Origin of the sequence: Vitiosangium sp. GDMCC 1.1324, from assembly GCF_003044305.1 — a bacterium.
Taxonomy (GTDB): domain Bacteria; phylum Myxococcota; class Myxococcia; order Myxococcales; family Myxococcaceae; genus Archangium.
This window is the reverse complement of sequence record NZ_PZOX01000002.1, coordinates 165,085-183,028: the sequence shown is the minus strand read 5'-3', so window position 1 is coordinate 183,028 and position 17,944 is coordinate 165,085. Positions and strand designations below refer to the sequence as shown.

The window sequence follows — 17,944 nt, the reverse complement described above, 5'->3', positions numbered from 1 at the left end:
TGTCCAGGTACTACGATTTGATGGACGACAGGTACCATCCAGGGCGGTGGCATCTTGGTGGCCCTATCGACGAAAAGGGCGAAGACATCAGTCCTTGGCAGTTCTTCAAGGGCAGGCGTCTCGAACTGGAGTGCGTGCCTCGGTTTCCTCTCGATGTTTCTGGGCATGAGCTGGATTTCTGCTGGGCCGCCTTTGCCATTCCCGTGGTCCACGGTCGCTTCGTCCGTCTCTTCGAGCGCCTGGGTGTCCAGGACGTGCAGTTCATCCCCGTTCAGGTGGAGGGCCACGCCGGGTCTTTCTTCATCCTCAACACACTGCGCACCATCCGCTGCATCGACGACGCCCGGTGCGAGGAGGCTCTGTACTGGCAGCCGGAGGATGGTCAGCCGGAGAAGGTGGGACGGTACCGGTCCGTCGCAGGCATGCGCATCGACCCGTCCAAGGTGGGGGACGCGCGCATCTTCCGCACCTGGGGTTGGTCCCTGGGTCTCATCATCTCCGAGGACCTCAAGCAGGCCATGGAGGCGGAAGGTCTCACCGGCGCGCGGTTCGTCGAGGTGTGAGCGGGCGGCCGGCCCTCCTGCTCCCGAGGTTTTCGTGAGGTCCCGGATTGCATCCGGCCCGGACTGCGTTTACCTTCTTTGAGCGATGGTTCTCCTGACGTGCCAGCGTCGATTTAGCCGCCCCCCGAGCCCCACCAGGTGCCGGGAGGCCGTGCTGCGTCGCTAGCCCGCTCTCTCCCTCGGCAGATCGCCTCTCGGCGTGACGCCCACCTGGACCAGGGGTTCGGGGGGTCTCCGAGCACCAGGCGCTGCCTGGAGTCGTCTCCTTCCACTCCACTCCGAGAGAGCCCTTCCATGTCCGTCCGTATCCTCAGCTCCGACGCTGTCCGCCGTGCCCTGTCCATCCGTGACCTGACTGACCCCTCCTCCGGCCCCCATGCCATGCAGCGCCTCGTCGACGACGCGCTCGCGGCCCTCCGCCAGGCGTGGCGTTGTGACGTGCGGCTGCACCGGAGCAGCCCCATCGTCTCCGTCTCCGACAACTACGACCGGCTCCGCTATCCGCCCGACGGTGCCGCTCGCGATGCGCGCTACACCCGCTACGTCTGTGACACCGCGCTGCTGCGCACCCAGACCTCGGCCATGATTCCCCTGCTGTTGCGCCAGCTCGCCGCCTCTCCCCGGGTTCCCGGAGATGTGTTGCTCGCTTGTCCTGGGCTCGTCTACCGGCGCGACTGCATCGACCGGCTCCACACCGGCGAGCCCCACCAGATGGACCTCTGGCGCATCCGGTATGGAGCGCCGCTCGGCGTCAGGGAGCTGCTCCACATGGTGGAGACCGTGGTCCACACCCTGCTCCCCGGGCTCCCCCTGCGCACCTCTCCCTCCCAGCACCCGTACACCACGGACGGGCTCCAGATGGATGTCCGCGCTGGCAACGAGTGGGTGGAGATCGGCGAGTGCGGTCTGGCCCACCCGGCGTTGCTCGCGGACAGCGGGCTCGACACGGCACGCATCTCGGGGCTCGCCATGGGACTCGGGCTGGACCGCATCCTCATGTTGCGCAAGGGCCTGGACGACATCCGCCTGCTGCGCGCCGAGGAGCCTCGCATCGCCTCGCAGTTGCTCGACCTGGAGCCCTACCGCGAGGTCTCCTCCATGCCCGCCGTGCGCAGGGACCTGTCCCTGGTGCTCGAGGGTGATGCCACCTCCGAAGACCTCGGAGACGCGGTGCGCGCCGCGCTCGGCTCGCGCGCCGAGGTGGTGGAGTCCGTCGAGGTGCTCTCGGAGACGCCCTACGAGGTGCTGCCGTCCACCGCCGTCCGGCGGCTCGGCATCTCACCCGGGCAGAAGAACGTGCTGCTGCGCGTGGTGCTGCGTGCGCTCGACCGCTCGTTGACCCACGCCGAGTGCAACGAGCTGCGCGACTCCATCTACGCCGCCCTGCACCGGGGCACCGCCTGGCAATGGGCGGCCCCGGCCTCGCACCCGTGAGATGGGCGCCGGTGCGGCGCGGTGGGGACTACTCCGCCGCGTCAGTGCCGGTGTCCTGCTTCGTCGCCGCGTCGCGCGCCGCCTGCCCGCGCACCTGCATCGAGCCCATCACGACGTCGATCCACCGGTGGCTGATTCCGAAGTTCTTGTCCGGGCAGGCGAAGTGGTGCGCCATGTGGTGCGAGCGCATCGCCTTGCCCCAGTTGGTCCACGGCTTCTTGTAGTGCACCGCCCAGTGCAGGTAGTCGTAGACGAGGTAGCCGGTCACGATGCCGACGAAGTACGGAATCGTGGCGTCCGGCCGGCCCACCCACCACAGCAGCCCGCCGATGACGATGGCCAACGGGATGCTCGCCCCCAGCGGCATCACCAGCCGCTGCGGATCATCCGGGTACGTGTGGTGGTAGCCGTGGATGATGGCGTGGAAACGCCGGGTGAGCGGCCCGTTCCCCTCCCAGTGGAAGAGGTTGCGGTGCAGCGTGTACTCCATGAAGCACCACGTGAGGTACCCCAGCGGGGCGAACAGGGCGGCCTTTCCCAGGCTCGTCGTCCCGCTCCACAGCCCCCAGCCCAGCATGGCCGTGATGATCGGGATGTAGAAGACGAAGGGAACGACAGGGTGGATCTTCGAGGCGGCTTCGAGGAAGTTGTTCTCGAACATCCGCGCGGAGGAATGGCGCTCGTACTGGGTCTTCATGGCCGTACCAGCCTAGATGCGGGGTGTCGGTCGGGGCCGGCCCCCGGAAGGGCAACAGAGGCGTTGCCTGACGGACACGGCGGATACGCCGCCGCGGCCCCTATATACCCCCGGGTCCAGACGCGGGCTCCACGAAAATTCCGGGTCTTCCCACCCCCGGACTTCTGCTCCCTCCCCCACGCTCCAGGCGTGCCTGCCCGGGGAGGGAACGGACGGGCGGTGTCTACCGTTTAACCAGGAGTTGCGGCATTCTGGATTTCTCTGGAGGTCGCGAACGGATGCGCCGACGAGTCTTGAGCGCCGTGTATGGCACCTTGCTGGTGGGCAGCGCTCTGCTGTCCGGGTGCGCCAGTGTCGCCAATACCGCCTATCCGCCCATCCAGGCGGACCGCACCCCCGAAGCGCTGAAGCGCGGCGAGAGCATCTTCCGTGGCGCCTGCGAGGGCTGCCACCGTGGGCCCGACTCCCAGCGCGTCACCGGGGCGCCCATGAAGGACGCGCCCGGGTGGCTCGGTACGCTCTACACCGCCAACCTCACCTCTCATCCCACCACCGGCATCGGCTCGGCGAAGGACGAGGAGCTGGCCCGCGTCATCCGCTACGGCGTCAGCCGCGACGGGCGTCTCATCCCCATGCCCTCCTCCATCATGGGCGACAAGGACCTCGCGGCCGTGCTGGGCTTCATGCGCTCCCAGCACCCGCTCTTCGAGCCCGATGCCACCGTGGCTCCCCGCACGGACTTCTCCTTCCTGGGCGGGCTGGCCTTCGGTCTGGTGACCCGTGTGCCCGACCATCCCGCCTCGGGCATGCCCGTGCCTCCCAAGGGGCCCACCGTGGAGTACGGCCGCTACATGGCGAGCGTGCTCGACTGTGGCGGGTGTCACACGGACAGCCTCGACCCGGAGGCCGCCAACGGCTCCAAGGGCTACTCCGGTGGCCGCGAGTTCCTCGGCGCTGATGGCAAGCCCATCCGCTCCGCCAACATCACCTTCGACGCCACCGGCCTCCAGGGCTGGAGCCTCGAGGACTTCACCCGCGCCGTGCGCGACGGGCTCGCTCCCGGTGCCATCGTCCGCTACCCCATGCCCCGCTACCGCGGCGCGGATGATGTGGACATGCAGGCCATGTACGAATTCCTCCGCTCGCTGCCCCTGCGTCGCCACGAGGTGCCCGGCGCCCGGCCCCACTCCGTCCCGGCGCCCGGTGCTCCGTCCGCCCGGGTGGTGCCGGCCTCCACGTCCACGCAGGCTCTGGAGCCGGGCTCGCCCGTGCGTACCTCGGCGCCCGCCCGGCTCGCGGAGCTCGTGCTCGCGCAGGCCGAGCCCAAGAAGGATGTGGACCCCGCCGCCCTCTTCGCCCGGTTGGGCTGCACGCTGTGCCACGCCCCGGGCGCGCGCTACCACGACCGCATCGCCAAGGCCGCCGGCAAGTCCGAGCAGGAGCTGGCGAAGTGGATCCGCAACCCCGAGCAGTTCGTCCCCGGCACCACCATGCCCACGTATGCCTCACTCGTCGACGAGCCCACGGCGCTCGCGCTGGCGAAGTGGATCAAGGCGGGCGGTCCCAGCTCGGGCAAGTAGGAGGCACGTCGCATGGACGGGCGTCGAGCGCTGCTCGTCGTGGACCTCGAGGGCGTGGCCGGTGTTGACTCCGTGGCCGCGCTCATCTCCGGGACTGCCGAGTATGAGCGAGCCCGGGTCCTGATGACGGCCGAGGTGAATGCCGCGGTGGAGGGGCTGCTCGCCGCGGGCTTCCAGCGGGTGCGGGTGAGCGACAGCCACCTGTCCGGCTCCGGTGAGTCCAACCTGGTGCTCGAGGCGCTGCACCCCGCCGCCGAGCCGTGCTTCCTCGAGGAGGACGCGTACGCGCCCCGGTTCTTCGAGGACGTCCAGGCGGTGGCCTGCGTGGGCATGCACGCGTCTGCCGGCACGGCGGGCTTCGGCGCGCACACCGTGGATGTGTTGGGCGCGTGGGCGTGCGCCGGCCGCGAGCTGTCGGAGGCGGACCTCGTGCTGGCGCTGGCGGCGGAGGCCGGAGTGCCGGGGGTGTTCGTCTCTGGCGATGACGTGCTGGAGGCGAGGCTCGGTGGGCGCGTGGGCTACGTGCGCACCAAGGTGGCCCTCTCCGTCACCCAGGCGTATTCGCGTGCTCCCGAAGCGGTGCTGCCGGAGCTGACCCGCGCCGCCGCGCTGCCGGGCCAGAAGGTGGAGCCGCTCCCGGATGCGCCGCTCGTCCTCACCTTCAAGAGCGGGCACCAGGCGGCGCTCGCCGCGGAGGCCGGGGCCCGGCGGGTGGACCGCTACCGCGTGGAGGTGGAGGGGCGCACCTTCCGCGAGCGCTACACGCGGGCCCTGCGCGCGGCGTCGGCCGCGAGCGCGGTACTGGCGGACGCGGTGGCGGACATCCCCGGCAGTCCCGCCTTCACCCGCGACGCCTCGGCCCTCTTCCTCTTGCCGGGGCCTCCCGCGCACCTGGCCTCCCCGAGGCCGGAGGTGGTGGACCGCGCGCTGCGGGCCTTCCTGTCTCTCACGGAGGGCCCGGACGACGAGGCACGGGCGCTGCGCGCGCTGACGCTGCACATGCTGGAGGGCCATGCGCCCGGGTCCTTCTCACGGCGGGAGCTGGGGCCCACGCTGGAGGCGGCGGTGGCCGCGCTCGCGGAGGTGCCCCTGGAGCTCCCCGCCGGGTTGCCTCCGGACGTGGGCATGGCCCGGGTCGACGCCTGGTACGTGCGCCGCGAGCGGGGTCTGCCCCATGCCTTGCTGGGGCCCTACGTCCTCCGGGCCTACCTGGAGCACCTCGACGGCGAGGGCCATGGCCTCTACGCGTGGCTGCTGGGGGAGATGGCCGCCACGTGCGGCCTGGACGTGCGTCTGTCCATCCCCGAACGGGCCTTCCGGGACGCGGAGCGTCTGGTGGACCTCTACTGGCTCACGCACCTGTACCTGTTGGATACCCGTTACCTGCGCCTCCCCCCGAGCGACCCGGGCGCGGCGGCGTGGACGGAGGAGTTGTTGGTGGCCACGCCCTGGGTGGTGGAGCAGGGCAACGTGGACCTGGCGGCGGAACTGCTCTTCTGTCTCCAGTGCGCGGGCGAGGCGGGAGGCGGGGCCCACGCGGTGCTCCTGTCGCTGCTCGCTGAACACCAGGGGCCCGAGGGAGACCTGGGTGATGCGCATGCCACCGCGGGCGCGCTCCTGGCTTTCTCGGGCGCCGAGGAGCGCCAACTCTTCCCACGCTGATGACCGGATGACAGCCGTGGGGGCGTCATCTTCCCCAGATGGGGAAATGACTTTCCACGGCGGGCCTGTCGGTGGATGTGCGTAGGGCCTGCGAGGTGTTGAGCGCCCCACGTCCGGATGAGCTGAACGTCGATCGCCATACGGGCTGCTTGTCGGGCGGCAGACCTCTACGGCTTTTCTCGACTTCCGGCCCATGCAGGGAACCCGGTGCATCCCCACCCTGACTTTCGGCACCTGGTGAGCCCCAGGTCGCCACGAGCCAGAGGTGAGCCATGGGTTTTATGTCTTTCGAAGGTCTGCGGAACGGGATGGCCGGGCGTATGGCGGGTCGGAGCGTGGTGCGGTGGGTGCTCGCGTCGACGCTCTCGCTGGTGGGTGCCACGGGTTGCGGAGTCGAGGAGCTGTCCGCCGAGGAGCAGGACCTGGCGCCGCGCACGCAGGAGCAGGCGCTCGTGGAGAACAATGGCCTGTCGCTCAATGGCCTGTCGCTCAATGGCTTGTCGCTCAATGGCCTGTCGCTCAATGGCTTGTCGCTCAATGGCTTGTCCACCACGGACTTCGCCAACTGGTTCAACAGCAACCCGGCCGGCAATGAGCAACTGATGCGCTACATGGTCCGCTGCGCGGTGGGCGCCAACGAGACCCGGAGCTTCGTCAACCCGGCCACGGGCGCTCTCTACACCTGGCAGGGCGGGCTGGGCCTGGCGCCGGCCTGGGCGGGCGGGGCTCCGGCCACCGTGGTGGAGCAGCAGATCATCTCCGCGTGCCTGGCGGCCCATGCCAACAACTACGGGCTGCACGTCTCCATCTCCGTGCTGGGACGCGACTCGAACGGGGCCAACATCTCCTTCACCACGGACGAGCTGGCGAGCTACCCCAAGCGCGAGTCGTGCTTCTTCGGCAACGTCTTCACCAACGAGGGGCTCTTCGCCGGCAACGACCGCAACTCGCTGGCCGCGGACGAGAGCACCTCGCGCCCGTGCGGCCTGCGGGGCTACGGGGCGCTCTCCAACGCGGAGTGCACGCAGGTGAAGCGCATCGGCCAGTGCGAGCAGTCCTGCACGTTGGACCCCAACGGCACGTACTACACGAAGTGCACCGTCAACGGCGTGCAGTACAAGCCGCTCACCACCCGCCTGCGCGCCGAGGACATCCACCACTGCGGCGACGGCGTGTGCCAGCAGGGCGAGCGTCCGGGTTGGGGCATCACCGCCGACAGCTGCCTGCTGGACTGCGGCAGCCCCGCCCCCTGAGCGCGCCAGCCCCTTCGGGGCTCACGCCGTGCGAGCCCGTACCCGGGCCGTCTCCTCGCGGCGCTCCACGTGCATGGGCATGGGGCCCTTGGGCCGCAGGCTGACGTGGGGCTCGGGCTCCACGGGCACGCCCGGCACCCCTCGCAGACGGAAGCGCTGGGCCACCATGGCGAGCGCGAGCTGCGCCTCCATCATCGCGAAGTTGTTGCCGATGCACTGGCGCTGCCCGCCACCGAAGGGCAGGTAGGCCCAGCGGGGCCGGTCCTTGCTGTTCTCCGGCAGGAAGCGCGTCGGGTCGAAGCGCTCCGGCTCCGGCCAGAAGTCCGGGTGGCGGTGGGTGACGTAGGGCACCAGGATGACGATGTCCCCCTTGGGAATCCGGTAGCCGCCCACCTCGTCGTCCTCCTGGGGCACGCGCGGGATGGCCCAGATGGGCGGGTAGAGCCGCATCGCCTCCTCGAAGACGCAGCCCACGTAGCGCAGCTTCGGCAGATCCGCCACCGTGGGCACCCGCCCTCCGAGCGCCGCGTCCACCTCCTCGTACAGCCGGGCCTCCACCTCGGGGTGCTGCTCCAGCAGGTGGAACGTCCACGCGAGCGACGTGGCCGTCGTCTCGTGGCCGGCCAAGAGCAGCGTCATCACCTCGTCGCGCAGCTGCGCGTCATCGAAGCAGTCGCCCGTGTCCGCGTCGCTCGCCTCCATCAGCATGCCGAGCAGATCTCCCCCCGCCGCCCCGGCTCCCTTCGCGCGGCGCTGGGAGATGATGCCGCGCACGATGGCGTCCAGCGTGTCCACCGCCCGGCGGAACGCGCGGTTCTTGCGCGTGGGCAGCCGGTAGAGCCAGGGCAGGTAGGGCAGGGGAGAGATGATGCGCTCGTTGGTGACCTCGAGCGCGGTGGTGAAGGCCTCGCCCACGGTGCGGGTGTGCTCGCCCACGTCCACGCCGAAGAGCGCCCGCACCGCCACGGTGAGGGTCAGCTTCATCATCTCCTGGAACACGGGCAGCGGCCGGCCCCCGCTCACCGAGGGCTCCCAGGCCTGGAGCGTCTCGGAGATGGTGTCCGTCATCATCGTGCCGAGCGCGGCCAGGCGCTCGCGGTGGAAGGCGGGCTGGGCGAGCCGGCGCTGACGCTTCCAGAAGTCGCCCTCGGCGGTGAGCAGGCCATTGCCCACCAGGGGGCGCGTCTTGTCGAAGACGGTGCCCTTCGTGTAGCGGGCGTTCGCGTCGGCGAGCACGTGCTTCACGTGGTCCGGGTGCGTGAGCTGCTCCACGAAGACGTAGCCCATGCGGTAGCGCACCACGTCCCCGAGCCGCTCGCGGCTCTTGAGGTACAGGCCGAGCGGATCACTCGCGCGCTCGGGCAGGTGGCCCAGGAGCCAGTGGCCCGGGGGCATGGGGGGCAGCGGTGCGGAGGTCGTCATGGTTTCCAGGCAGGGTCGAAAAGACAGCGGCATTGTGGACGCCGCGACAGGGAGGAGCCAGCGTACAGAGGCCGCCTGACGGGACGTGGCGAATCCCCGTTCCCCTGACAGGGGGCCAGGGCGGGCCACCTTTCCCATACGTCCGCGCCGGGAGCGAAGCCATGCATACGCGACGTGAAATCATCGGCATCCTGGGCTCGGGGAGGGAGGAGCACCGGGCGTGGGTGGAGCCCCTGGCGCGGTGGGTGGCGGAGCAGGGCTTCCACCTGCTGACGGGCGCGGGAGGCGGGGTGATGCGGGCGGCGGCGGAGGCCTTCGTGGCGGTGGAGGGGCGTGAGGGACTGTCGCTCGGCATCGTGCCGGGGGCGGTGGTGGACGGCGCATGGAGCCCGAAGCCCGGCTACCCCAACGCGGCGGTGGAGGTGCCCATCCTCACACACCTGCCGCTGAGCGGAGAGCAGGGGACGGAGCCGATGAGCCGCAACCACCTCAATGTGCTCACCGCGCACGCGCTGGTGGCGTTGCCGGGTGGGGCGGGCACGGTGTCCGAGGCGGTGCTCGCGCTGCGCTACCACAAGCCGCTCATCCTCCTGGGTCCGCTCGAGGCCTTCCACTCCTTCCCCCCGCAGCTCGAGCGCACGCAGGCGCTGGAGCGTGTGTGCGAATTCCTCTTGTCCGCGGTGCGCCCGGGGCCTCCGGGGCCGGTCTGAGCGCGAGGTGGGCCCCCAGCAGAAGATCTTCTTCGTTCTCGACATGCCCATCCCTGTGCATGATGCACTGCATCATGATGGAGGGCAGCATGAAGAGTCGTACCTGGACGTTGGTGGCAGCCGTGGGCCTCTCGCTGATGCTGGGGGGCTGCAAGAGCGACTGTCGCGTCGTCTGTGAGCGGTCGCAGGAGTGTTTCACTTCGGGCCTGGACGTGGACTCGTGCACGGACAATTGCCAGGACAAGTCCGACGACAACAAGGACCACGCGGACAAGGCACAGGAGTGCGCGGATTGTGTCTCGGCGCGCGTGTGCTCCGAGGTGATCAAGAGCTGCATCGACGACTGTTTCGGCGTCTGACCCGCCACCGCCGAGGCTCGGGAGCCGAAAGAGAGGCACCCACGGCGCCGGGAGGGAGGGGTCTGCCCGGCGCCGTGGGCGGCGCGCTGGAAGTGCTGGGAGCGCGCGTTACTGGGAGACGGGGACGAGCTTGTCCACCTCGGCGGTGCCCGTGTAGCTGGTGGGCGTGTTGAGGTAGCCCTTGAGCTGCACGCGCCAGGTGCCCGCCACCGGACGGGGGATGGACACCGACTCCGAGGCCGAGGTGCCGGTGCCGCCGCTGGCCACCAGGTTGCCGCTCGGGTCATACACGTACAGGTCCAGGTCGAGCGCCGGGTTGCCCCAGGAGGTGGTGACGCGCAGGGCGTTGGCGCCGGCGGGCACGGACAGGGTGTGCTCGTGCGAGGCCTGGACGAGCGAGAGGTCCAGGATGGGCACCTTCACCGTCAGGCCCACGTTGCCGCTCCAGCCGGGCAGGGCCGTGGTGACGGTGGTGGTGCGGGTGCCGGCGGATTCGGAGGCGGCGCGCACGGCGGCGTAGGCGTCCGCGTAGCCCGCGCCTGCCTCCCACGTTTCGAGCTTGCGCGTGGCGCCGGTGGTGGCGTTCTGCTCGTAGATGGGCCGGGCCGTGGACGTCAGCGCCGCCAGCACGCCGTCCAGGTTCAGCGCCGGGTTGACCTCGAGCATCAGCGCGACGAGGCCGCTCAGGTGCGGGGTGGCCATGGAGGTGCCATCCAGCGCCGCGTAGAAGGGCTCGGGGTGCAGGCCGTCCAGGCCGAGGTAGGGCTGGGCCACGGTGGCGGTGGTGGCGCGCGCCGCGACGATGGCCACGCCGGGCAGGGTGATGTCCGGGTGGTGGTTGGCGTCACCGGGGATGCCGCGGCTGGAGAAGTCGGCGAGCTGGCCCGGTACGCCCTTGGTGATGAGCGGGTTGGTGGCCGCGCTGGTGTCCTTGGCCGCGCCCGCCGCCACCGAGATGACGCACGGCGAGGCGCTGTAGGGGTTGAGCGTGTCCGCGCCGGGACCGTCATTGCCCGCGGCGAACGCCACCACCATGCCCTCGTCATAGGCGCGCTTGGAGGCGATGCTGATGGGGTCGAACGGCGCGAAGTGGCTGCCGCTGCTGCCCCACGAGTTGGAGATGACGCGGACGTTGTACGTCTCGCGGATGTCCGGGTTGAGCAGGAAGTCGAAGCCCTGGAGCGAGTAGAGGATGCTGATGGCTTCGCCCGCGCCCACGGCGATGAGGCTTGCGCCCGGGGCCACGCCCTTGTACTTGCCGCCGGACCTCGCGCCCGAGCCTCCGATGGTGCTGGCCACGTGCGTGCCGTGGCCGCTAGTGAGGTCGCTGTTGGGCACGTCCACGTAGAGCGCGCCGCTCACGCCCAGGTCGACGATGGGGGCCACCACCTTCACGTTCTTCACCAGGTTGGGGAAGTCCCCGTGCGTGCCGTCCACGCCCGAGTCGATGATGCCCACGCCCACGCCCGCGCCCGTGACGTTGAAGGCCGTGCGCGCGGTGTCCGCCTGGATGTAGTGCACGCTCTGGTCCAGGAAGTAGTGCAGCGGCCGGTCCTGGTAGATGGACAGCAGGCCCAGCGGCTGCAGCGTGGTGCGCAGCGTGCTCAGCAGCAGCGGCGTCACGGGCACCTTCAGCGCCACCATGGGCAGTGCCTTGAACGCTCCGAGCTTCTCTCCCAGGGACAGGCCGAGCGTGCTCTTGAGCAGGTCCACCGCGGGCGCCACCGCCTCCTGCGTGTTGAAGGACAGGATGAGCGTCTTCACCATCCCGTCGGACGTCAGCCCCGGGTCCACCACGGCCTGGGTGATGGCCGCCTGCGCCTGCGGGGTGGCGTAGAGCGCGGTACAGGCACTCGGGGCGGCGGCGGTGGCCGCGGTGGTCTCCACGATGGGCTTCTTCCCGCTGCCCTGGAGCGCGGCTCGGGTGGCATGGGCCTCCACCGTCGAGTCCTGGGCACTACCCGCATCCGACGCGGACGTGCCGCAACCGGTGATGAGCGCGGTGGTGGTGAGGGCGAGGCCCAACGTCTTGAACGGCGGTGTCATGTCTTTCTCCCTGCGGATGGTGGAGCGCTCGGAGTGCCTGGCGACCTGGACCGCTCCTTCTCCTGGGGATTGATGCGGGCGGATTTATTTGGATCACCCGTAATCTGGATGGGCGGGAAAGACCCGGATTGCGTCTCTGACTCCGCGCGGGGCACGAGAAAGCGGGCCGTCCGCAGCTCACCGTCGATGTCGACGAAGAGGCTCGGCTCGGTGATGGGCGACAGGGGTGCTGCGTCCTGCAACCGTTGCACGGGCAGGAGGAGGCTTCCCCCTCGGAGCTGGAGGACGTGTCCCGGTGCGCTCCAGATGTGCTCCGAGAGTTGGATGGCGATGGTGGGGGTCGCCACGAGGGCGCCCGGGATGGCGAACGCCGAGGTGGAGAGCCGGATGGAAACGGCTGGCGTGCTCACCCCGAGGTGCTCGCAGGTGCGGCCCCCGTCGCTCGAGTCCTGGACGACCTGACCCTCCGCATCGAGGCGGATCCGGATGGGCTGCTCCTGGGCCTCCTCGGGCGGGGTGAGGATGACGACGGCGGGCGCGGCCACGGTGATGCCTCCGGCCTGGCGCAGCACATAGGCGCAGGGGGGCTCGGTCCGGGTGATGCCCGCCACCGCTGCTCCGGCCGCCACCAGTCCCGCGACGAGTGCCCGCCAGCTCCGCCAATCCCCCCTCCTCTGCTCACGTGGCGTGTCGATGGCGTGTCCCCTCCTGAAGCAATGCCACGAGGGGTATTGAGGGAGGGTCCCGCGGGTGGATCCCCCGGTCCGGCCGGAGCGCTCAGTACACGGTCAGCGTCAGGGTCTTCTGATCACTACTGCTCAATAGCGCGGCTGCGGTGACAGTGAATTCATACACGCCCGTCTTCGTGGGCGTACCGGAGAGGACGTTGCCATTCAGGGTGATGCCCGGTGGCAGCTTGCTCGCATCCAAGCTCCAGGTGGCGGAGCTGGGAGTGACCTGGAGGGAATAGGCGAAGGCCTGGCCCACGCGCCCATCGGGGAGTGCGCTGCTGCGGATGCATACGGTCAGGGTAGGGCACGAGACTGCGGTGAGCTGGAGTCGGCGGGTGACGGCCTGCGGAGGCTCATCAGAGTCCGTCACCCGGACGTCGAAGGGCGGAGTGGTGGTCCCTTGCGAGCTCTTCCCGTCAACCTGGCCGTCGTCACGCAGGACGATGCCCGCGGGCAGGCCACCCGACACGAGCTCGAACCTGTAGGGCGGTTTGCCTCCCGTGGCCGAGAGGTGCTCCACGTAGGCACTGCCGCTCTCGTAGTACGCGAGGACTCCTGGCCCGGCCAGACGCAGCAGGGGCTGGATGTGCACGGAGAACTCCTGGCTCGCGTGCTGAGGCGGCTCGCCCTGGTCCACCCCTTCGACGGTGAAGCGGAAGTCCCCGGCCGCTTCCGGCTTGCCGGAGAGCTGGCCCGCGGAGTCGAGCGACAGGCCCGGGGGCAGCTCTCCCGTGGCGAAGGAGAAGGCGTAGGGCGGAGTCCCGCCGCTCGCCTGGAAGCGATGGGTATAGAGGGTGGTCTCCACTCCCTTGCCGGGACTGCCCGCTCCCAGCACGAGTTTCGCCGGACCCGCGTCGGGCGTGCCCGAGTCACCACCCTCTGTGCTGCCCGCGTCGGAGCCACCGTCACTCGTGTCCGAGGCCTCCTCGACCGGACACGGCCCGCGCTCGCCGCAGTCCGGAAGACAGACCCGCTCGGAGGCCAGACACGTCCAGCCTCCGGGGCACATGCCCTGCTCATCACACGTGGGGAAGCGGGAGAAGTCTGGCCGGAAGACGCACGCCCCTACTCCCAGGAGCACGCCCAGTCCCATCCACGGCAGCCAGCGCTTCATGGAAGCTCCCAGATGAAGAAGACGGCCCCCCCGAGGCCCAGCAGCGCGCCCGCTCCCATCAGCACGTTGGCCGTGCGCGCCTGCTTCCGGCCTTCCTGGATCCGTCCCTCGAAACAGGAGCGGAAGGCCTCGCCCTCGCCGGTGCAGCCCGCGGTGCCTCCGGCGAGGCGCGTCTCCGAACGGCGCGCGGCCAACCCGAAGCCCACCCCGGCCGCGAGCGCGACACCTCCCGCCGCCAGCATCACCGTGGGCAAGGCCCTGCTTGGGCGCTCCACCTTGTGGGACGACAGCCGCGAGGACCACAGGGTGGAGAAGGCCTCGCGGGCTCGCGCCTCCTCCAGTCCTGATGGCAATCCCTCTCCGGAGAGCTGGACGAGGGTATGGGACTCCAGGCCCGCGCGATCCACCAGCGTGAGCGCCACGCTGCGCCCACCGCCCACCCCGAGCGCCACCCCGCGCACCACCCGGTCCACGCCGAGCGCCAGCACCTGGGCGCCCCGGCAGGCCGCGTCCACACAGCCCACGAGCCGTCCGCCCTGGGCGCGTACCTTCGTCACCGTCTCCGCGCGGGGCTCCAGGCACATGCCCGAGGTGCTCTCCGCCACCCGGCGCACGGCGTCCTCCAGCTCACGAGCCTCGGTGGTCGACAGCGCCACGGGTTGGAAGGGCACGAGCACCACCCGCTCGCCCTTGCACGAGGTGGGGGTCTGCGCCAGCGACAGCACCAGCGCGATGGAGAGGAGGCTCATGGAGTGAGGTCGGGTCCCTGCTCGGGGGCGACGGGCGCCTGTCCGAGGCTGGCCATGTATCCGGAGTAGAAGCGGGGGCCGAAGGGCACGGAGAAGAGCTTCTCCTGGAAGGCTTCCTCCACGGCTCCGCGCGAGGCGAAGCTGTTGTCGCGCCAGGACAGGCTTCCGGCGTCCACCACCGTGCTCTCGCGCGCCAGCTTGAAGGCGGCCTCGCGGCCCGAGGCCCGCAGGAAGTAGCCGTACCCGAGCGGCAGTCCCAACACCACCGAGCGCTCGCGCTCCTTGTTGAACTCGGCGACGCGCAGGCCGCGCGAGTCCTCCACCCACAGCCGGCCCTCCAGGCCCGCGGGCAGCAGCAGGAAGCCCAGGCGCGCCCTGTCCCCGAGGTCCACCAGCGGCGCCGCCCGGTCCTGCGCGGGAGGCTGGATGGACACCTCGAGCCGGCCGCGCACGTCGTCCACGCCCTGGTTGGCGGCGGCGATGAAGGCCTGCAGCTCCGAGTACTCCACGCGCCCGTCCGCGTTGACGTCCGCGGCTCCGGCGAGCGCCGAGAGCACCTGGTGGCTGAAGACGCCCGAGCGGATGGCGCTCCACTCGTGGCTCTCCTGCTCGCGAGTGGTGGAGAGCACGGCGCCCACGTGCGGGTAGCGCGCCAGCTCGCGCGTGGCTAGCAGGCCCTGCACCGCCTGCACCTGGGCGGGGGCCACCGGCAGCGCGCCGCGCGAGTTGACGAAGAAGTACGAGTCACACGCATCCACGATGAGGTGGATGAAGGAGGCGGAGCTGGGGGCGATGACCTGCGAGTACAGGTCCGTCCGGCTGAAGGGCCCATCCAGCAGGCTCACCATGCCCTCGCCGGCGGGCCCGCGCTTTCCGTGGCCGGTGAAGACGAAGTAGAGCACCGGGGTGTCGCCGCGTTTGCGGTCCTCGGCCATGAGGCCATTGAGCCGGGCGAGCGTCTCCTTGAGCACCGGGCGGGTGGGCGGACGGGTGCGGGCGGCGAGCCCCGGGTGGAGCGTCTGCGTCTCCTCGTCCAGTACGGAGAGCAGCACGGTCTCCTTCGTCCGGGGGGAGAGCAGCTCGTAGTAGCGCGCGCCGTCGTCATCGGCGTAGCGCAGGGGGGCCTGCTTCGGTTCGAGCCCGGTGTTGTTGGCGAGGATGAGCGCGTAGGTCACGCGCTGGGGTGCGGCGCTCGCGGCGGAACCCACGAGGAGCGCTGTCCACAGGGCTGCCGGAGCGCATCGGAACAATCGCATGCGCGGGCAGTGTCTCCGGGAGGGAACGGGGACCGCAAGGTGCCAGGGGTGCGCGAGGGTAATCCAGCCGTTCCCTCCACCGGTGGCTGTCCGGGCTTGCACTGTCGATCAGCCGACCTTGCGTCCGGGCCGTGCCTCCTCGCGCCTCGGCGCTTCCAGGGGAATGACGCGAGCCGTCGCCGCGGGTGCGGGACCGTCCCACCCCATATCCTCGCCGATGAGGGGGAAGCGGACACCCGAGAGGGCCCTCGCCGCCAGGATGCCGCCCTGCACCGCGCCCTCCATGCAGGCCACGTACAGCCCGTTGTCGATCCAATCTCCGGTGATGAAGAGGTTGGAGTATCCGGTGTCGCCCGCCTTCATGCGGTACTTCGTCGCGCCGGGGAGCGCGAGGGTGCAGCGCTCGGCGGGGTCGCAGTTGGAGCGCCAGTACTGGGCCTCGAGCCGTGCCTCGCCCTGGCGTCCCTCGGGGTCCACGAGCAGGTTCCAGTCGAAGTGCGGCGGCAGGTGCCGGTCCACCGCGCCGGGCAGCAGGGCGGTGAGGTGGTTGCGCAGGAAGGTGAGCACCTCCTGCTTCGCCTTCTCCGTCTCCCGGGCCGGGAAACCATGGTCGCTCGCGGGGGGCGGCCGGTCCGGGCCCTCCTGGGGGCCGGTGAAGTACTGCACGCTGCGCGGCCGGTGGTGCTCGGGCCAGGGCTCGGTGTGCAGCACCTGGCTCATGTCCGCCCAGGTGTTCATCGGGTCCACGTACAGGCTCAGCAGCGGTGGAGGCATGTCCCAGCCCAGCTCGCCCAATTCCTTTCCGAGCCACAGCTGCAGCGACAGCGTCTGCACGGACTTCACGTGCTCCACCATGTCGCGCCAGCGCTGGCTGTGCGCGAGCAATTCCTCGCACAGGAACGGGATGCAGCCCACGGGCGTGGCGAGCAGCACCTGGTCGAAGTCCTCGCCCGCCTTCAGCGTGACGGAGCCCACGCCCTTCCACGGTGTGTAATAGGACTCCAGGTCGTGGCCCTTCACCTGCTCGGCGCCGCGCACCTGCTCCCAGCGCGGCTCGGCGGGCCAGCACTCCAGGTCCTCGACGAGCACCAGCGGCTCATACTCCTTGTCTGGATTCTTCAGCTCCACCTGCCGGGTGAGACGCACCGAGTCGATGGCGTCCTTGCCGGGCGTGAGGTGCAGGGACTCCACCTTGTGGAAGAACTCGAACTTCACCCCTCGCTGCTTGAGTACGAGGTAGAGCGGGGCGAAGACGGTGTCTCCCATGCCCGAGCGCATCTTGTAATAGGCCGCGCCCTTGTAGGTGAAGCCCATGCGGAAGAGCGCGCGCAGGGCCGTGCCCGCCGCCACCCGCTGCTGGCGCGGGTCTCCCCGCTCGTAGGAGAACGCGGCGCCATAGATGGTGCGCACGAAGGCCGACTGGAGTGTGTCCTCGAGGGCGCCGTGCCTGGCCAGCCACTCGCGCAGGTCGTACTCGTCGAGCGCGTGGAGGGCTCCCGGCTCGTACAGCCGATCGGCCATCATCCCGATGAACACCGTGGACCAGAAGTCCACGTAGGCGAAGTAGCGGAAAGCCCGCACGCTCTCCTGGGAGCGCCGGTGCAGGGACTCCACGACGAGGCGCCGGGCTTGCCGCACCAGGCCGAGCACCGTGGGGGCGTGCCGCTCGAGTGTCTGTCGGGTCTTTCCCGCGAGCTTCAGCGCGGCCCGCAGCAGCCGCAGCGCGCGGAAGACGCCCGCGTCCGGACGGCCGGCGGAGGTGGGCGCCTCGTCCGGGGTGCCCTCCCAACGCTCCCGGGGAAACAGCCGGTCTCCCAGCCCGCGCTCCGTGCGCCAGCCCGCCAGCGCCTCCACCACGGTGTGCAACACCAGGGTCACGTAGTCCCAGCTCCCGTTGAGCGCCGCGTCTCCTCCGGGGGTGGCCTCGTTGCCAGGGAACTCGATGGGCCAGTGGTGCCAACGTCCCTGAAACCAGTCCTCCACCACGCCGAAGCTGTGGGGATGGAAAGCCTTGCGCCAGGTGGCGAGCGGATGCCCGGCGGGCCGCTTCAGCTCGTCGTAGCAGTCGCGGATGAGCGCGAAGAAGTTCTGATAAAAACCAAACAGAATGTGGAGCCCGTGCTCCTCGATGCGTCCATCCCTGCCGCGCCCGCTGCGGCCCTTGCCGCCGAGCCTCCATCCCATCTGGTAGAGCGTGATGTCGTACCGCTCTCGTAGCCGCTCATCCGAGGTGAGATGGTAGGCCGCCGTCAGGGCGGACGGACCTCCTCCGAGAATGGCGATCCTTTGACGTGCCGTTGACATGGGCTCCCCCCTTCCGTGTGGTCTCCCCTTATGGCCCGGGGGCGGGGGTGATGGTAGCTTTTGA

15 protein-coding genes are annotated in these 17,944 nt (G+C 70.1%); 7 read left to right on the top strand and 8 right to left on the bottom strand.

Going from position 1 to position 17,944, the window contains the following annotated elements; all coding sequences use genetic code 11:
• Nucleotides 1-134: 134 nt before the first annotated feature.
• Together DAT35_RS05200 and DAT35_RS05195 are read left to right on the top strand one after the other, a co-directional pair.
• Complete coding sequence (locus tag DAT35_RS05200) at nucleotides 135-563, top strand: imm11 family protein (RefSeq protein WP_369945114.1); 429 nt, start codon at nucleotides 135-137, stop codon at nucleotides 561-563.
• A gap of 294 nt (nucleotides 564-857) precedes the next feature.
• Nucleotides 858-1,997: a hypothetical protein gene (locus DAT35_RS05195; RefSeq protein WP_108065793.1), complete on the top strand. Its 1,140-nt coding sequence runs from the start codon at nucleotides 858-860 to the stop codon at nucleotides 1,995-1,997.
• Between the two features lie 28 nt (nucleotides 1,998-2,025).
• On the opposite strand, the gene DAT35_RS05190 is transcribed toward DAT35_RS05195, so the two are convergent.
• Complete coding sequence (locus tag DAT35_RS05190) at nucleotides 2,026-2,694, bottom strand: sterol desaturase family protein (RefSeq protein ID WP_108065792.1); 669 nt, start codon at nucleotides 2,692-2,694, stop codon at nucleotides 2,026-2,028.
• 278 nt (nucleotides 2,695-2,972) lie between these two features.
• Here DAT35_RS05190 and DAT35_RS05185 point away from each other — a divergent pair, with 278 nt between their 5' ends.
• The 3 genes from DAT35_RS05185 (at nucleotide 2,973) to DAT35_RS05175 (ending at nucleotide 7,189) form a co-directional block, all read left to right on the top strand.
• On the top strand, nucleotides 2,973-4,274 hold the full coding sequence (locus DAT35_RS05185; RefSeq protein WP_108065791.1) for a c-type cytochrome: 1,302 nt from the start codon (nucleotides 2,973-2,975) through the stop codon (nucleotides 4,272-4,274).
• 12 nt (nucleotides 4,275-4,286) lie between these two features.
• Complete coding sequence (locus tag DAT35_RS05180; protein WP_108065790.1) at nucleotides 4,287-5,936, top strand: M55 family metallopeptidase; 1,650 nt, start codon at nucleotides 4,287-4,289, stop codon at nucleotides 5,934-5,936.
• A gap of 320 nt (nucleotides 5,937-6,256) precedes the next feature.
• Nucleotides 6,257-7,189: a hypothetical protein gene (locus DAT35_RS05175; RefSeq protein WP_108065789.1), complete on the top strand. Its 933-nt coding sequence runs from the start codon at nucleotides 6,257-6,259 to the stop codon at nucleotides 7,187-7,189.
• 21 nt (nucleotides 7,190-7,210) lie between these two features.
• Here DAT35_RS05175 and DAT35_RS05170 read toward each other — a convergent pair whose 3' ends face one another.
• Nucleotides 7,211-8,611 (bottom strand): cytochrome P450, encoded by a 1,401-nt coding sequence (locus DAT35_RS05170; RefSeq protein WP_108065788.1) that lies wholly within the window; start codon nucleotides 8,609-8,611, stop codon nucleotides 7,211-7,213.
• Nucleotides 8,612-8,772: 161 nt separating this feature from the next.
• On the opposite strand from DAT35_RS05170, the gene DAT35_RS05165 reads away from it, so the two are divergent.
• Both DAT35_RS05165 and DAT35_RS05160 read left to right on the top strand, forming a co-directional pair.
• Nucleotides 8,773-9,321, top strand: coding sequence for an LOG family protein (locus DAT35_RS05165; RefSeq protein WP_108065787.1), 549 nt, complete (start codon nucleotides 8,773-8,775; stop codon nucleotides 9,319-9,321).
• 89 nt (nucleotides 9,322-9,410) lie between these two features.
• A complete protein-coding gene (locus DAT35_RS05160; protein WP_146209572.1) occupies nucleotides 9,411-9,680 on the top strand; it encodes a hypothetical protein in 270 nt (89 codons plus the stop codon).
• A gap of 108 nt (nucleotides 9,681-9,788) precedes the next feature.
• On the opposite strand, the gene DAT35_RS05155 is transcribed toward DAT35_RS05160, so the two are convergent.
• The 6 genes from DAT35_RS05155 to DAT35_RS05130 all read right to left on the bottom strand — a co-directional run bounded on the left by DAT35_RS05155 (nucleotide 9,789) and on the right by DAT35_RS05130 (nucleotide 17,880).
• On the bottom strand, nucleotides 9,789-11,726 hold the full coding sequence (locus tag DAT35_RS05155) for a S8 family serine peptidase (RefSeq protein ID WP_108065785.1): 1,938 nt from the start codon (nucleotides 11,724-11,726) through the stop codon (nucleotides 9,789-9,791).
• Nucleotides 11,723-12,355 carry a hypothetical protein gene (locus DAT35_RS05150; protein ID WP_146209571.1) on the bottom strand — a complete coding sequence of 211 codons (633 nt, stop codon included), beginning with the start codon at nucleotides 12,353-12,355 and terminating at the stop codon, nucleotides 11,723-11,725. The genes DAT35_RS05155 and DAT35_RS05150 overlap by 4 nt, the downstream gene beginning before the upstream one ends.
• Before the next feature lie 148 nt (nucleotides 12,356-12,503).
• Nucleotides 12,504-13,571 carry an Ig domain-containing protein gene (locus DAT35_RS05145; RefSeq protein ID WP_108065783.1) on the bottom strand — a complete coding sequence of 356 codons (1,068 nt, stop codon included), beginning with the start codon at nucleotides 13,569-13,571 and terminating at the stop codon, nucleotides 12,504-12,506.
• A complete protein-coding gene (locus tag DAT35_RS05140; RefSeq protein ID WP_108065782.1) occupies nucleotides 13,568-14,320 on the bottom strand; it encodes a hypothetical protein in 753 nt (250 codons plus the stop codon). Before DAT35_RS05140 ends, DAT35_RS05145 begins: the two co-directional genes overlap by 4 nt.
• Nucleotides 14,317-15,576, bottom strand: coding sequence for a caspase family protein (locus DAT35_RS05135; RefSeq protein ID WP_108065781.1), 1,260 nt, complete (start codon nucleotides 15,574-15,576; stop codon nucleotides 14,317-14,319). The genes DAT35_RS05140 and DAT35_RS05135 overlap by 4 nt, the downstream gene beginning before the upstream one ends.
• Nucleotides 15,577-15,684: 108 nt before the next feature.
• Entirely contained in the window at nucleotides 15,685-17,880 is a 2,196-nt protein-coding gene (locus DAT35_RS05130) for an NAD(P)-binding protein (RefSeq protein WP_108065780.1), read from the bottom strand.
• Nucleotides 17,881-17,944: the final 64 nt, after the last annotated feature.